This is a genomic window from Sphingomonas sp. NFX23 (genome assembly GCF_049887795.1).
Classification (GTDB): Bacteria; Pseudomonadota; Alphaproteobacteria; order Sphingomonadales; family Sphingomonadaceae; genus Sphingomonas.
In genome coordinates this window covers 373,865-389,006 of record NZ_JAGEKH010000002.1, presented here as the reverse complement: position 1 = coordinate 389,006, position 15,142 = coordinate 373,865, and the positions used below count along the sequence as shown (strand labels likewise).

Genomic DNA, 15,142 nt, shown 5'->3' with positions numbered 1-15,142 from the left:
TGTGTCGCGCCTTCGATAAGGGGCTCCGCCGCAACGCGTTCAGATGTCTCGAACAATGCGCCCGACATGCCCGTCCGTTGGTTGATGCGCGGGTATGTCGGCTCGTCCTAATCTTTGGCTCGTCACCAAGGCGGGTCGGCATACTCCGAGTTCAAAAAAGCGCTTGATCCCGGACGTTTGCAGGCGCATGAAATCCGAGCCGGCTACGTCCCAAGACCGTATCCGGCCATCCGGACTGCGGCTCGCGCGTGTTATTCCCTTTTCTCGAGCGAGCCGTTTCCGTCGATGACGGAACACTGAGCTCGAACGATCCGGCTCCATGCATCTACTTTGGTCCAACCACCGCGACGCACCGGCGGATTTGACCCCCGCGTTTTCATTGCACGGTCTGATCTCGTCGCACCATGGGACGCAATCTCACGCTCAGGCTGATGATCAGGGGCCAGAATATGGTGTTGCCGATATCCGAAAGCGTGTCGGCCCAGCGCATGCCGTAGTTGAGGTAGTCGAGCGTCTCGTTGCCAAGTTCCGCCAGGACGACGACCAGCAAGGGGATAAGCGTTCCCAACGACCGGCCGCTGACGAGCCGCACGAGCATGAGGATGATGAGCCCGGCATGGATATGGAGGATCGCGTCGGGCAGGCCGGTCCCGTCTCCGATCCAGAGAATAACCGAATGATACAGCGCGGGAATATCCATCGCCGGGCAACAGCCGAGATCGGCATCAAAAGCAAGGATGAGGCCATGCGACGCGTATCGTCTCGAGCTTGGCGTGATACCGAGAAACATCCATTCGCGGCGTCGTCGATACGCGGTTTTGATCGCCAGCGACCATGTCCGGTGGGTTGGATGAGGGTGCGGGGGCGGTGTTTCCACTGGCAAATGCGCTGATCGATCCCGAACACACCGCAGCAATTCCTGTTTAATTTGACGTTTAGATTCGGCGGTTACGTCGGACTCGAAGGAGTTCGCGTTGATACGTCTCATCTACATCAGTACCGCCCGCGCCGAGCTGTCGGCGGTTGAGCTCGAGGGCGTGCTGCGCGCGTCGCGGCGTAACAATGCGGCGGTCGGCGTGACGGGCTTGTTGGTTGTCGGCGGACGTCGGTTCCTGCAGGCGCTCGAAGGACCGGCGGATGCGGTTGTGCAGACATACGACCGTATCAAGGCCGACGGACGCCACTTCGCCGCCGTGACACTCGACAATCGCCCGATTGCCGAGCGCAGCTTTCCCGACTGGGCAATGGGCCATCAGCCTAGCAGACCCTTGCGCGGTGACGGTGCAGTTGCAGACGATGTGGCGAGGCTGATCGCGCCGATCGCCGATCCGACCATGCACGCATATTTTGCGGAGTTCGCCAAGAAGCACGCCGCCTGACGCGCCCGATGCCGGCGGTTCAGGGCTGCGCCGGCGGCGCCAAGCCATCGATCTCTCAACCTGCGTTATCTACGTTCCTTGGTCATGACGTGGCTCCGTACCGTCTGTTGTGCGTTTGAGCGCAACGAAGGAGACGGACATGGTAGCGAGAGAGAAGATCACGGACGGTGCGAACGAGCGCGCCATCGACGAACCGATTGCCGGCACGGCTTCGGGCATTCCCGATGACGCACTCTTGCCGGGCGAAGAGCTGCCGGAGGAGCCGAAAGACGAAGAAGTCGCGCGAGTCGCGCAGAAACTAGGCGCGCCAACGCCAACGGAGGCGTCGTGATGTCCGACGACGCGACACAGACCCGCCAGCGCGAGATTGCCACGGAGCATCTGCTGTTCAAGCTCATGGAATATGTCGAAGCGCGGCACGCCGGGCTCCTCGACTTCATGGAACAGAGCCTCGACCACCTCGGCGATCCGGCGACTGACGGTACTAAGGACGACGAAGCCGTGCGCAAGATCGCAAAGGGCATGATTGTCGGCGCGCGCAAACAGGGTGTGAACTAGGCGCACGCCGAGGTGACTTGGGAGATGTCGGTCGCCTGCGCCGGGGACCGCATCTCCGACCGCAGCTTTCCTTTGGGCTTATCGGGTTGCCGGTCGTGGCCTGTATTTGGCTAAATCTGATCCAGTTTGATTCGTAAGAACATTGCAGGAACATCAATCCGATGCGATGAGTGTTCCAACGATTCGGCACGTCAGCAGTTGCCCCGAGGGCGCAAGAATGCGTCTGGGGCAGGGTAGAGTGACCGATCTATCAAGCGAAAACAGAAGGGGCGTCCCGCTATCGGAACGCCCCTTCGGCTAGATCGGTGTTTGAGACGTCGGCGATTACGCCATCGAGACCTTCGTCCGCGTGGATGTGTGCCCACCCGAGCGATAGAGGACGTCGGCGGCATCTTCAGCATTGATCCCGGCAGCGCTGGTATCGACGGAAACGAACACACCGCCTTCATTGATGCGGCCTTCATAGTAGCTGGCATCGACGCGGCTGACACCGTGATCGGTCATAACCTTTTCCAGTCCGCCAACGGCGCCACCGAGCGCCGCGCCCGTGATCGCAGCGCCTGGGATGGCGGCGGATGCAATCGCGCCGGCGGCAACGAGGGGACCGACCCCCGGGATGGCGAGGGCGGCGATGCCGAGCAGCGTGCCGATCCCGGCGCCGGCCGCGACCTTGCCGACGAACTCCTGCGTGTCGCCGTTGCCGTCCGTGGTCGTGTTCTTGCCGTCATGCTGGGCAACGATGGAGATCGCGCTGTCGTTGATACCGGCTGCGCGAAGCTCGGCCACGGCGCGCTCGGCGTCTGCATGATTATCGAAAACCGCGGACACCAGGTTCGTGCTCATCATCAGTTCCAGTCGGGGACAGGTTGTAGATGAGCGTAGAAGCCGCATCGAAGGCCTAACGTTCCGGCAATTGAGAGTTAGCGGACCGTTAACTTCGAATGGTGCGGTAAAGGTGGCCGATTAGGATCGCGTCTGTGAGTTGCACGGATCGGGCAGAGGCAATCGCCGCCCAGGGAGGGTAAGGCGATTGCCGGCAGTGTGTCGAAGCCTATTGGTACCCGCCGTTTTCCTCACGCTCCTTGGCGGCGTCCTCCTGTACCTTTTCCATCTCCTCTGCCTCGTCAGCGGGGGTTGAGTCGTCGGTTTTCGGATCGTCGATCATGGTCATCTCCTTGCCAGTTCAACGCGCGGCCAAGCTTTTGGGCTCAGCCATACTGTCTGAAAGTCGCTCAGGCTGCGGCACGAACAACAGGACAAACTTTGCGGTTCATTCAGGTCGAGACGCCGCTGCGCACGACGCTCCGCTGGGGCCGCCGGTCCTGGGTGCCGGAGTGCGGGCATTTTAAAACGACAAGGGCCGTGAGGTCGCTGTCTGGACGATCGCCCCCGGCACCAGGGTGAGGGGCGGCATTTCTCGTTATGAAATCTTCGGCAGCCCGAGATCAAAACCGGCATTCATGTCGATTTTCACGCCAAGCTGCTCAACTATCGTACTGATTCTACGCGGTTTTTTCAAAACCAGCAGCTAAGCTGTTTTCATTCCAACTGCGCATAACGGCCTGATTTTCAAAATAACCTGCGCACGTTCTGGGACAGCACTCAAGGGGTGCGGCACAGTTCCGGCAGGAGGTCGCGTGGCCAAGCGCCCTTGTAGACGACTTTGTCCCAGAAACCGCGTCGAACGACGTCTTCGTAAGCAGACGCAGGATCCATACCGAGGATTGCCGCCACTTCGGGTAGTGCGACGATTTCGCGCGAGCGTTGAACCACCTCGTCCACGCGATACAGCTTCGGATTAGTGCCGGTCGTCTTTAGCCCATCAAGGATCTTGGCATTGTCGAGCGGAGCGTTGAGCAGTTCCAGCGCATCGCGCTGAACCATCGTCTTGCTGAACGAGAAGTTGGTGCCCTCGCATCGGTCAAATCGCAGCGCACCGAGTACGCCAAAGCAGGTTTCCGGCACCGAGATGCAATCTACCAGCCGACCATCGCCAAGTATGGTGAACGGCACATCCCCGCAAAGTAGAGCGGCGATCACGGGTCCCCAAGCCTTGAGCCGACCTCCGACGCGTCGCATCAATTGTCGCAACGGCATCGGATTGCCTACGGGGCGCTGGGCGTCGGCCAGCGCCAGCAGGAAGGCTTCTATTTGTGCGGGTGTGAAGTGCGGGCCGGTGCCCGGAATGGCAACGGCGTCCGCGATCAGCGTCCCCAAGGCGGCGAGCTGTTCGATACCGTACAGCGGCAGTCCTAGTTCGTACGCTAGTGCCGAGGGCTCGTGTCTCGCCCGCCACGCGTCGCCGAGGACCGTGAGTTCACCGGGGTCGTAAGCTGGAAGCAAACGAGTGCCATGCACCCGCCTATGCTTGGTCACCAGCCCATGCTCCCAGGCGGCCGTTAGCACCTCCGGAGACAGCCTCGCTATCTCAGTGGCAGGGCGAATGCCAATCGGCTTCAACGCGAACGCCCCGTTGGAACAAGCCACCGCGGCGGGACGGCTGCGCGTTTTCTCTCCTCGACGGGCGAGAGGCGCAAGTCCATGCCAGGCGACGCACAATCGTTCGGCCGTGATCGGGCTGACGCCGGGATCGAGGTTGACGTCGGTCAGGCCGTGAGGCCAGTGGATCACAGCGGCGCATGCGGCGTGCAGCGCCCCCAATCGCGCTTCCGGATCCTCGAATGAGTGTCCGGACGAGCTCGGATCGATCGCTCGGGCAAGCGCCAGGACCGTATCGAGAACGAAGCCGCGGTCGATGGTCCGCAACGGTTCGGGTAGCACTGCGCCGACGTCTAGGCCCGCTACGAGGCGTTCGGGGAGTAGCGCCGTCAGTATGCCCAGCGACGGGCGCATCCGTTCCGGCACGAGGATCGGATCGATCCATGCGAATGGATCGCCACACTTGTCGCACTCCTCGATCCGCGTCGTGGTGCGCGTCCAGCGCTGAACGACGCCGCCCGTTTCGCAACCGCACCGGTCCTGGAGCATGTCCCAACCCTCTAGGCAGAACGGAATGTCGGACAGCTCCCAGATCGCTCGGTGATAATGCGGCAGACCGCTGTCGTCGCCATGGAAGGCGGCCGGCGAGAACATTCGCGTCCGCGTATCGATGCGGCGGTGGTTGATGCCAAAGCCGAAGAACGAGACCTTGCCGGGGCCGACGGGATCGTACCGGCGGATGCGGACCTCGTCCTCATCCACCCGGATGGCGAAGGCGAGCTCGGCGGGATCTATGCTGACGTCCTCGGCGACCAGGACACGATTGCGGTGCACGAGACCGAGATGCTGGAGGACGCCGTAGCTGTTGGGCAGATGGTTGTTCTGGCAGGCCCGCGCGACAAGTCCGCGCAGCGACTCCCCGTTCCTTGGGATTACAGGTTTGAGCAGCTGACGCCAGGTGGATCGGTCGTGGGGGGGCGAAGATCCGGCCGAGCCGGACGCAGCGTCGGCGAGATCGTCTCCGACGCTGCGCAGGAAGGCGCCGAATGGTGTGCGAATGCGTTCGGCGCCGTCCATCGCCTTAAAGGTTCCTGAACGGGTTCGAGTTGGCGAAGCCGTGTTCGAGCGACCACTCGTCGACAGCGACCGCGACGTCCCCCATGCTCACCACGTCGCGGCGGTCGCGGACGGTGTTGCGCAGCGCCATAGTCATGACCCGCATCAGCTGTCCAATGACGCCATCGCAGACCTCGCCAAGCGCGAGCGCGACCTCCTCGTCAGCGAGCCCGGCAGGCGCGCTGACGATGCCGTCGGAGACCATGCGGGTGTCAAGGCCGCCGACGAACCCCTGCCAGAGCTCGAAGTCGTCATCGTCGTCCATGTCGAGCGGATCCAGCCGGCACGGCGAGAACATCCGCCCCGACAGTTCGCGATCGGCTGCGACGAGCGGGACCGCCGCCTCCGTCCCGAGGAGCACGATCGGCACCCGGCCGGTGTCGAGCATGATCTTCAGTTCGGCCGTCACCTCGCGGCTGAAGCCCGACTTCTGTCCGGAGTGCTGGGTCTCGTCGAGGATGAGCAGTTCGACTCCCGCATCGGTCATGGCGTGCATGGCGCGACGCCGCAAGGTGGGCTCGGTTCCGGCCGAAGCAAAACCGTCTCCGAGTTCGGACATGATTGCCACATAGAGGTCGCGCGCAGTGCCGCTCGTGCCCAGCCGGGCGTGGACGACCGACTTGACGCCGGGTAGGTCCTCGTCTCCGCGCATCAATTTGTACTGGCTCGCGATTGTCGACTTGCCGGTGCCGGTCCGGTTAAAGATGTTGAGCGCGAGCTGCTGCTCGCCGCGCATCTCGAGGCCGAGCAGACGCAGCTCCTCGATCTCCGCCATTGCCTCGATCTGACGTGGGTACGGCAATCGAATGCGCATCAATTGGGACAGCGCCAGTGCGACGCGGGACGAGCGCTGGGCAAGCTGGCTGTGGCGGAAGCGCTTGAAGGCGTCCTTCATGTCCGGCGACAGCTGCTCCTTCGGCTTGTCGCCATCCGGGACGACCAGATTGCCGCCCTTGGAGGCATCAACCGGGCGACCGCCGCCCGCATCCGCCGTGGCGTCCCGGGATTGTGTCTCGTCTAGAACACTGTCGTCCACGGTGATGGTCGGCTCCGGGGTGGCGGCGGTCGACGGACCCCGCGTCGGCTCGTGGGCGATCACCGTCTCCGTGCTGACGGGGTTCATCGGACGACTGGTATCGCGGCGGTCGCGTGTCGGTCCGGTCGATGCGCGGCGGCGCGCGGTGGCGCGGCTCTCGGTTTCGGGCGCATTGGTGGACGTGGTGGCGGCAGCCGCAGCGGCTGTCGCGATCTTGCTGGTCGGTTTCATTAGAACTCGTCTCCATACTTTAGGCGGTTGGAGCTGGCGCGCGACGGCGCCTGCTTGTCGGGCCGATCGGCCGACTTCGTGGGCGCCGTCGCACCGCGACGAGCGTCATTCGTTGATTTCGATGTGGTCTTCCTGTGGCGCAGCTCAGGCGCCTTCGCTGGCACGGCGCTCGCCGAGGCCTTTGCGGAGACCGTCGGCACGACTGAGACGGCGTTTGACGCCGAGCGCATTCTCACCGGCTCCGTTGGGGGAGGCGGCGGCGAACGCGGGGTGTCGATTTCGGCGTCCTTGCGGTTACCGCGCGACATCCCGTGCAGCGCGGGTGCGTACTCCTCGGGTTCCGGTTGTGAGTGTGCGACGACCGGCTCGTCGACCACATGGACGTAGCCGGCCGCGATCCGGCTGACGTTCGGGTCGGCCAGCGCGCGACCGAGTGCTAGCCTGTCGCGTTCCGCCGACCTGGAGTCGACGTTGGCGATCTCCTCGAACAGTCTGGCACGGACAATCGCCTGACCCTCGGGGGTCAAATAGTCCATTGCATCCCGCTCGGCGACTTCTAGGCAGCGCTTGTGCAGCCACAGCGGCATCCCGTGTGCCGTGCGCTCGATGCAGCTGAAGTCCTCCCATTTCGGGGCTGGCAGGGCGTGCGGGTTCCAGACGCGCACGATGCCAATGTCGTTCTCGTCGAACCTGATCCTCACCTTCCAGGTCGGGCGCTTACGGTCGTCGCGGTTCGTCCGGGGCTTGCGCCCGATGTCGCCCTTGGGAACGCGGTCGGCCCGCTCGAAGTCCTGGACGATGCGACGCATCTCGAGGGCACCCGGCGTGTAGCGACGATTGAACTTCTCGAACCCGGCCGACGACATCGTCGCCTCGGCAACGACACCCATGCCGCGCTTGAACTCGTCGACGTCCTTGAGCACGTTCAGTTTGCGGGTGCCCAGCAACTGCTTCCAGATCAGGCCGGGCTGGCGATCGTCAAGCCCGCGGTGGCGGGTGACGTTGTGGGTCATGACGGCGAGCGCCAGCAGTCGGCGAGCGGTCTGGATCGAGCACAGGACGTGACCCGTCTCATCGGGATCGAATCCGTATCGGCGCATCCGCGCGATGTCGTAGTTGGCGTCCGCCTGATGCTTGAACAGCAGGTCCTGGAAGGTGCCTATCACCCGCTCTTGGACCGACTTGTCGCGTGGCATGTTCGCCCCGACGAAGTCCGTGCGGATGTAGGCGTCGTCCAGGTTCTGTTCGACCGTCCGTCCGTGGTTCTCGGTGGCGTTGTCGAACCCGATCTTGTCGGGTCTTAGTCGTAGGTACGGCAAATTGGGATCGACCTTGAGCAGGTGCTCCGGCACGTCCTTGATTTGGTTGGCGCGCAAGACGGTTCGCAGAACGGCGGACGAGTTGCAGGCGCCCGGACACAGGTCCCAGCCAGGCACGACCTTGGACCGGTGCTCGTGCAGAAGCGTCACGGTCGCCTCTCCGATGGGGATGCCGGTTTCGTCGTCGACGAAGAAGGCCTTCGGCACCGGGGTGCTGTCTATCCAGCAGAGCGCGCCGATATGGGTCGGCAAGTCGCTCAGGCCGCCCCCGCCATAGCGCTGATATGCGGCCTGACGCGTTGCCTTGCGACTATATCGGCGCCGTCTCGGATCTTCTGACGCTCGATCATGCGCCACGCGTCGTCCGTCACGCCGACCTTGTAGCGCCGGACGGCCTCGCCGACGTCGCTGACGGCTACTCCTTCGGTCCGCGCGAGCTGCGCCACGGCGTTGAGGTCCACGAGCAGCATCCCTTCGGTCGCGTCCACTAGTTCGCGCTCGGCTTCGGCGACCGTCTCGGTAGTGGCCTCCCGAGCGCCCGGCATGCCGCGTATCAGAGAGCTCGCGACCGACCGTCGCGTGTTCCTATCCGGAGGTGCGACGGGGATGTGGCGGATGCGGGGATTGTCGATCGTCAGCCAGTCGGGAAGATCGCCTTCCTTCTCGACGATCCAGACGACGCAGTTGAAGCGGGGTGCCCGTTCGGGACCTACCGGCCTCGGGTCGGCTCTCTGGCTGAGTACGAGGGCACGGGTGAAGAGCGCGTGCTCGGAAGCGCTGAGCGCGTCCGGGCGGACGACGAGTCGTGAGGCGAAGTCGACGCAGAGCGCGATCGGCGGGCCTTCAAGGGCCATGAGACGTTCGATCGTCACGGCGAGCAGGTCGCTCGATCCGGGCGCTTTGCCTTCGGAAGGAGTGAGGCCCAGTCGAGTGAGAAGCCCGTCCCCGTCGCCTTCCGTGCCGTCGGGGTGGGGGAGGACGGAGAAGCCGCCGATCGGATCGTAGCGGACCGTGTCGATGTAGCCGGCATCGCGGAACGTGGAGGCCAGCACGTCCGAAAGCGGCGCCGCTATCACTCTGCCGCCCACGTCGCGGGTCTGCAGATCGCGGACGTTGCCCGTCAGTACGAACTGGCTCTTCAAGGGAAGAAATCGCTCGAGGTCGCGTACCCAGCGCGGCCTGCGGTCGTCGATCTGCACTACGAACTGGACTCCCGGATCGGCGAGCGTATTCAGCATGTCTCGCTCTGAACAACCTATCTGTCCTGCTCCGGCGGTCAATCTCGTAGACTGCCGACTTCGCTTCGCTGTGGAGAAGTGGCTTGCCGCATCGATCGATCGGGAATTTGACAATTGAGATCGCGAGACTCGTGCGGCGCGTTCCAAGAAGTCGAGCAGGAGTTTGGCGGCGACGCCCCCGATAGCCGGCCCTGGGCTCGGTGACGCCATCAGCGCTCGAAAACGGAATGATCTCAGCGGTTCATTGTTGGCTGCTCATTTTGAAAAATTGAGTAGCTTACGTTGAAAACCGACAATTCACTGGAGGCCCGACCGGGCCTTGAGTAACGTAGTCATTGCAATAGCTTAGTCTGTCTAACTTGGTCGGAATCGCCAACGAATATCCCTCCTGTCCCGCGTACGATGGCTAACCGTCATCCATGGTTATCGACAGCCGCTATCGCCGACATTGCCGTTCCGGTTATGAGAACGCACAAGCATGTTGGTTAGAGCTTGGAGACCGAGGGTGCGGAGACGCGAAGTCACATTCATGGGAGACCTCCGCGCCAACCGCTGGCGCTATGCCGCTACAGCGTTGAGTGTCGCGATCTATTTTGGTTTGGAGGCGCTGGGCGCTGACCTCTGGATCGCCGTTTTGATTCCCGTGCTATTTGCGACAGGGCTTGGGTTTTTATTCGGACGTCACCGATAGATCGTCGGCGTTGCGAGCTCTCCTGCGCATATCGGCCACTCTGCTTCCGCCCATTAGTGGGCATTCCCGGTTCCATTATGCACGCTGGCATTCGGGAGAACAAAAATGCTTTTTACAGTGCTTCTGTTGGGTCTTGCCCAAACCCCACCCCCCCAAACTGAGGCGTGGAAGGAACGACACTTCCCAAAGCCGCTAGAAGTTCCAGCCTGTGCTTTTTCCCGGCCATCGAAAGAGGTCGGTTCTCTCAAGGATTTGCCTGCGCAGGTGAGGTCGGAAGTGATGCGCTTCTTTACGGCAGGAGGAGGGCTGGCTGACAGGAATGGGGAGTTCAATAGCACTGATTTTATTGACAACAGTCGTGTACCATCGCGGCGATTTATCCGTGCCTATTTGACCGAAGATGTTTGGTTTATATGGTACGAACAGGGTGGCTTCGTGCGGAACACCAATACCCTTGCCTTAACTCGGCAACGAAATGGTGACGGAATTGCTACGATATTTCGGGCGACGCCGGCAAGCGGATTTAGGGGTGACCTCTGTGCCGGGTCGAGAGCGTTCCTCTCGGGGGCGCGTGCGTCACCTAACATGTGAATCGCGACCTCTTCTTTTTACGTCCGCTATCCTCTCTATTTCAGACACTCGATCGGTGGATGGTCGACGATATGCGCGAAGAGGTCGAGTTAGACAGCGCTAAGTCGTTAAAAGATAACGGTTAGACAATTTGGAGGCCCGACCGGGCCTTAAACAACTGAGCAAAACCAGTGAGGTAGCTTGTCTAACCCTGTGCCATCGGGCCACGCGGTTCTGCGGTGTCCCGCGCATGATGGCTAACCCGAGGTCTACGCTTACGTTTCACGAAACGACCCGACTTGTGGGGGGCGAACGGGTTGATAAAGGTCCTGGGCATATGACCAAGGCGATATACCTGGACGATTGCTTATCCCCGACTGTGCGACTGTTCGGGAAGCGTATGAAGCAGCGACGCCGGGAGCTTCGGCTGACGCAAGTACAAATCTCCGAGCGAACAGGAATTGCGGCAACCTACCTCTCAATGATCGAGAACGGACGCGCGAACCCATCCCTAGACACGGTCGAGAAGCTGGCACGGGCCGTTGGCCTGGAAGCTTGGGAGATGCTCCGCCTTGATCACCCCTGACCTCCGCAGTGCGATGGCTCCCAATGCTGTACTTTTAGTTCGAGTACGAGGGAAACAAGGAGCGTAGGCGTCGTCTGCGGCAGTGCTTATGGGCCGTCTGCGATACCAGCGCGATAGCAGCTAGACCGATTTAGCAGCGCCCGTCATGGTGAAGGCATGAATAAAGGTATTTTGAAACAGGCCGAAAACCGATTGGCTGCTGCGAGCAAGAAGGCCGCCGCAATTTCGCATAGTCGGTCGAATGCAGAGATAATGGAAATATGGTCAGAGTTCCTTACCGAGCAGCAGCGATTTTTTAATCGGCTCGGTAATGCCGCAGAGACGAACAGTGAAAGGGGATGGTTCGAGAGAGCGCTAGCTGCGCGTAATCAAGATCCTGTGATGCTGTATTTGTATCAGGCACGAAACGCTGATGAACATGGAAGGTCGTCGATAGCTTCAGTTACTAACTCCGCGTTAGCCATTAGAGGGAACAACGGAGACGTATTTATTGAAGATATGGTTTATGATCATGAGGGCCGTATATCGGGGCTCAAGGGCTGGGAGGGCTCGCCAGGCAACCCTATTCGCGTCGAATTCATTCCCAGCGATGTGGAGGCTTCCATTGTTGAGAACAGGTCCAAAAGCTATTCGCCACCTCCTGGTCTCTCAAAAGTAACCGCGCTTGCGCCTCTGGGCGTACGGTACATGCGGAATGTCCTTCGCGAAGCGGTCAGCTTCAATACTGGTATGCCAAGAAGCGAGTAGGATACCCGCGCTTTAGCGGTGCATCGGCGCTGACGTTTCGGCTAGGCCGATGCGGGTCCGGGCTGGGGACAGGATTTGGTCGTTAACGGACACCTGTTCTTCGGGGCAAAGCACGAAGGTGGCACTGGCCTGAGACGTACCGCGTTCAATGGCTAACCGAGATTGTGTTTCTGCGGAAGGGCGGGCTAGCCTGTCAGCATGCATGTAACGATACCAATAGTAGCCTCTTCGCCGGTCACATCGAGCCTAACCAGCCAGCCCGCGACCATCGCCGCCATCATAGCCTTGGTCGGCGTTCTCCTGACCGTTATCGTTAGTGCGATAACTAACGCCAAGCTAGCAAAGCGACGGTCAATTTTTGAGCAGGGGCTAGCTGCAGAGCGGCATAAGCTCGACCGCGATCTAGCATCCGAAAAATTTATGGATGAGCGGGAAGCCCGTGCGGAAATGCGACGAGAAGCAGCAGCCGCTCGTCGTGTGGAGTTCCAGAGGGTCACTTTGCTGGAACTACAAGAAGCGATGCATGCTCTTGTGAGAGACACGTGTGACGCACAGCTTGACGACGTCAGGATATCGCGTGATGCTGGCGAATGGACTCAGGGCAAACATCACAATGATTTCAGCGAAATGGTTCGCAAGGGTCAGGGGCGAACACAACTACTCAAGACGAGAGTTTTAGACGATGAAATCCGGGAGCTTGTTCGTACAATCAAGCGATCTTGCAGTGCATCTTTAGCCTCTGAAAGTGAGAAAGCCTCTTTAACGTCCTTGGACGAAGCGACCCGCGCCATGGTCGATCTCAATGAACGTATTGGTCAGACCCTGCGAAAGCTGGACGATGCGGAAGACGTTGCCAACCGTGGGACCGAGTAGTCTTATCTTTGCGGGCTGCAGTGCGATTGCTCCCAATGCTGCACTTTCGCACCGCTTACGAGGGGAAGGTGAAGCGATACCCCTAGGTGCGAGCTCGCTATGAGCGGTTTGCGATACCAGCGCGATACCAAGGCAGAAAGCCATTGCTATCCCGTTGCCTGCTTTTGCAGCGCCGACAGCAGGGCCGCAAACTCCTCGCCGGGTGCCGGATGAAACTCTTGAGCAGCGAGCCCTACGTGCGTTCGCAACAGTGCTACTACCTCCATCGCAATAGCTAACGCGTCGTGGATATCGCGGGGCCTAACTTTTGCGCGGGTCCATACGTCGTCGTAGGTCGCCATCATCGACCTATGAGCAAAGCACTCGTCCCGGACTAGCTTCATTCCCTTCCAGAGATGGGCGGATCCGTTGAGCCGCGCATCTGCTTTGGCAAGCTCCGGCGATAACGCTCCAGCTTTTCTCAGCCTCTTGAATACAGACTTGAAACTCAACACCGACGCCCTTTGGTCGAATGGCACCATCGATTGCACGATCATTGCGTACAGATATGCGTGCTGACTAAACCTGAAGAAGTCCGGGTACAGATTCATACCGTCAATGTGTTGGTCCCGAGGTTCACCCTGAAGCTGCCACCATAAATCGTAGAATATTCGTGCCCGAGCAACTTGGTGCGTCAGATCTGCGATCTGGCGCTCAATCGGTAAAGCCTGCGGTGAAGACGTCATTCGACGGAATTAGCGACAGTATCGCTCGCGAGCAAAGCCTCAACCGACGCTTTAGCCGTGGAGCCGTAAAACCGTTTGATATCAACGGCTGTTGCCCGATCAGGTCAACAAGGCGGCGTAAGGGATATCAATAGCTTGTAGGGGCGGGGGCATTGCGATCGATGCTCGGGCGTGCCGATATGGGTTCGTGCTGGGAACAGGAATTGGTCGCTATCGGACCGAGGTTTTCCGAGTCAAAGCACGAAGATGACCGTTGTACGGCGAGGGGCATCGCGCATAGTTTAACCTCATGGAAGATCCGATACCCAAACCGAGCGAGATGACAGACGCCGAACTGCTGGAGGCCTACGAGCACACTACCGGGCGCGCGAACGACATGCTCGCTAACGCGCTGCTCGCCGAGATCAAGCGGCGCAACCTCGACATATGATGAGCGACCGCGACGTGTGGGTGAAGGCTGGCGCGATCGTAGCCGAACATGGCGACCTCACCGCCGACTACATCATCAAGCAGCTTAGCGATGTACTTGGCGATAAAATCGCAGTCGAAGACTGGCGCCGGGTCGCAGCAGCGGTCGACGCGATCAGCGACGCCACACCCCAATAGGCTAACCGCCATAGCGAACCGGACTCGCGTTCCTCGGCACGTCCCTTTACGGAACGCAACGAGAACGCAGTTTCATGGATTCATTATGATCAGCCCCGCACCATCCGCCTCGCGGATCGAGCGCTATGCCGCGGAAGCCGCTGCCGCCCATGACGTCCAACCCGCGGACGTCATGGGATCGGCTCGAACCGTCGCGATCGTCCAGGCTAGATGGGCCATGTGGAAGCGCCTCTTTGAGGAGGGCTTCAGCACTAGCTCGATCGCGCGCGCCGTTGGACGCCATCATACTACGGTCATGCATGCGCTGAGCAAGGACGCCTAAGCCCAACCGCCAGCGATCAGCCCGGCCTGGAACGACATCGCGTACCCTGCGACCTTCTCCGCGCGATCGATCCCGTTGATGATGCGCCGCGCTGAGATGAACTGCACCGTCGTCGCTGGGCCTTTAGCGGGGAGGTAGCTGGCAAACCGCCTCCCGGTGAACCAGCCTTCCGTCATGCCGAGGACCATGATCTGCGCGGAGATATCGGTCTCGAGCGCGCGATCGTAGTTGGCGATCAGTTCACCCTTGAGACCGAGCTCTTCGTCCGCTTTGGCGTAGTTGTAGTCCCAGGTCAGCTGGACATCACCACGCCCATAAGCGACCTGCCCGCCATGCTTTCCCGGCTTGCCATATGGATAGTTTCGGCCGCGTCCGATCTCTGGGATCGGCTGCATGCGCTGGGCGGTTTCATGGAACGAGGTGGCGAGCCCGTACGCGACGTACGCCAACGGCGCGCCGATTGCCGCGAACGCCGCCAGCTTCGCCTCGATGCCCTCGACCTGCGCCTTCGTCATCGTCCCGAACAGCGGGCGAATCGACGCGAAGAATTTGTCCGGAGACGCCAACCCGTGCGCAGGGCGCGCAGGGGCGGTCGCCGGCTTTGATGCCGTCGCCATAATTATTCCTTTCGATGTTACCTGATTTGACCTGCGGGCGTTCAGACCCTTGCCGGGGGTCTCTCCAACGTGTCCCGGTCGGCCCGCCT

At 61.0% G+C, this 15,142-nt stretch carries 16 protein-coding genes; 8 read left to right on the top strand and 8 right to left on the bottom strand.

Annotation, left to right across the window (positions count from 1 at the left end; translation table 11 throughout):
• Positions 1-376: 376 nt before the first annotated feature.
• Complete coding sequence (locus J4O76_RS05755) at positions 377-988, bottom strand: hypothetical protein (RefSeq protein WP_426280782.1); 612 nt, start codon at positions 986-988, stop codon at positions 377-379.
• Here J4O76_RS05755 and J4O76_RS05750 point away from each other — a divergent pair.
• The 3 genes from J4O76_RS05750 (at position 975) to J4O76_RS05740 (ending at position 1,937) form a co-directional block, all read left to right on the top strand.
• Positions 975-1,379, top strand: coding sequence for a BLUF domain-containing protein (locus J4O76_RS05750; RefSeq protein WP_426280781.1), 405 nt, complete (start codon positions 975-977; stop codon positions 1,377-1,379). The genes J4O76_RS05755 and J4O76_RS05750 overlap by 14 nt on opposite strands.
• Before the next feature lie 139 nt (positions 1,380-1,518).
• Entirely contained in the window at positions 1,519-1,710 is a 192-nt protein-coding gene (locus J4O76_RS05745; RefSeq protein ID WP_426280780.1) for a hypothetical protein, read from the top strand.
• On the top strand, positions 1,710-1,937 hold the full coding sequence (locus J4O76_RS05740; protein WP_082441427.1) for a hypothetical protein: 228 nt from the start codon (positions 1,710-1,712) through the stop codon (positions 1,935-1,937). The genes J4O76_RS05745 and J4O76_RS05740 overlap by 1 nt, the downstream gene beginning before the upstream one ends.
• Positions 1,938-2,261: 324 nt before the next feature.
• On the opposite strand, the gene J4O76_RS05735 is transcribed toward J4O76_RS05740, so the two are convergent.
• The 5 genes from J4O76_RS05735 to J4O76_RS05715 form a co-directional block, all read right to left on the bottom strand.
• Complete coding sequence (locus J4O76_RS05735) at positions 2,262-2,783, bottom strand: hypothetical protein (protein WP_426280779.1); 522 nt, start codon at positions 2,781-2,783, stop codon at positions 2,262-2,264.
• A 756-nt stretch (positions 2,784-3,539) separates the two neighbouring features.
• On the bottom strand, positions 3,540-5,453 hold the full coding sequence (locus J4O76_RS05730) for a hypothetical protein (RefSeq protein WP_426280778.1): 1,914 nt from the start codon (positions 5,451-5,453) through the stop codon (positions 3,540-3,542).
• A gap of 4 nt (positions 5,454-5,457) precedes the next feature.
• Positions 5,458-6,759, bottom strand: coding sequence for a TniB family NTP-binding protein (locus J4O76_RS05725; RefSeq protein WP_426280777.1), 1,302 nt, complete (start codon positions 6,757-6,759; stop codon positions 5,458-5,460).
• Complete coding sequence (locus J4O76_RS05720; protein ID WP_426280775.1) at positions 6,759-8,330, bottom strand: hypothetical protein; 1,572 nt, start codon at positions 8,328-8,330, stop codon at positions 6,759-6,761. Before J4O76_RS05720 ends, J4O76_RS05725 begins: the two co-directional genes overlap by 1 nt.
• Before the next feature lie 5 nt (positions 8,331-8,335).
• Positions 8,336-9,316, bottom strand: coding sequence for a hypothetical protein (locus J4O76_RS05715; protein WP_426280774.1), 981 nt, complete (start codon positions 9,314-9,316; stop codon positions 8,336-8,338).
• 1,511 nt (positions 9,317-10,827) lie between these two features.
• Here J4O76_RS05715 and J4O76_RS05710 point away from each other — a divergent pair.
• The 3 genes from J4O76_RS05710 (at position 10,828) to J4O76_RS05700 (ending at position 12,783) form a co-directional block, all read left to right on the top strand.
• On the top strand, positions 10,828-11,163 hold the full coding sequence (locus tag J4O76_RS05710; RefSeq protein WP_426280772.1) for a helix-turn-helix domain-containing protein: 336 nt from the start codon (positions 10,828-10,830) through the stop codon (positions 11,161-11,163).
• 156 nt (positions 11,164-11,319) lie between these two features.
• Complete coding sequence (locus J4O76_RS05705) at positions 11,320-11,910, top strand: hypothetical protein (protein WP_426280771.1); 591 nt, start codon at positions 11,320-11,322, stop codon at positions 11,908-11,910.
• A gap of 198 nt (positions 11,911-12,108) precedes the next feature.
• Positions 12,109-12,783 carry a hypothetical protein gene (locus J4O76_RS05700; RefSeq protein WP_426280770.1) on the top strand — a complete coding sequence of 225 codons (675 nt, stop codon included), beginning with the start codon at positions 12,109-12,111 and terminating at the stop codon, positions 12,781-12,783.
• Positions 12,784-12,929: 146 nt separating this feature from the next.
• Here the strand turns inward: J4O76_RS05700 and J4O76_RS05695 are convergent, their stop codons facing one another.
• Positions 12,930-13,508: a hypothetical protein gene (locus tag J4O76_RS05695; protein ID WP_426280769.1), complete on the bottom strand. Its 579-nt coding sequence runs from the start codon at positions 13,506-13,508 to the stop codon at positions 12,930-12,932.
• A gap of 426 nt (positions 13,509-13,934) precedes the next feature.
• Here J4O76_RS05695 and J4O76_RS05690 point away from each other — a divergent pair, with 426 nt between their 5' ends.
• Both J4O76_RS05690 and J4O76_RS05685 read left to right on the top strand, forming a co-directional pair.
• Complete coding sequence (locus J4O76_RS05690) at positions 13,935-14,114, top strand: hypothetical protein (protein WP_426280767.1); 180 nt, start codon at positions 13,935-13,937, stop codon at positions 14,112-14,114.
• 85 nt (positions 14,115-14,199) lie between these two features.
• A complete protein-coding gene (locus J4O76_RS05685) occupies positions 14,200-14,436 on the top strand; it encodes a helix-turn-helix domain-containing protein (protein WP_426280766.1) in 237 nt (78 codons plus the stop codon).
• Here the strand turns inward: J4O76_RS05685 and J4O76_RS05680 are convergent.
• Positions 14,433-15,053, bottom strand: a complete 621-nt coding sequence (locus J4O76_RS05680; protein ID WP_426280765.1) for a hypothetical protein — start codon at positions 15,051-15,053, stop codon at positions 14,433-14,435. The two genes, J4O76_RS05685 and J4O76_RS05680, sit on opposite strands and share 4 nt — an antisense overlap.
• Positions 15,054-15,142 lie beyond the last annotated feature (89 nt).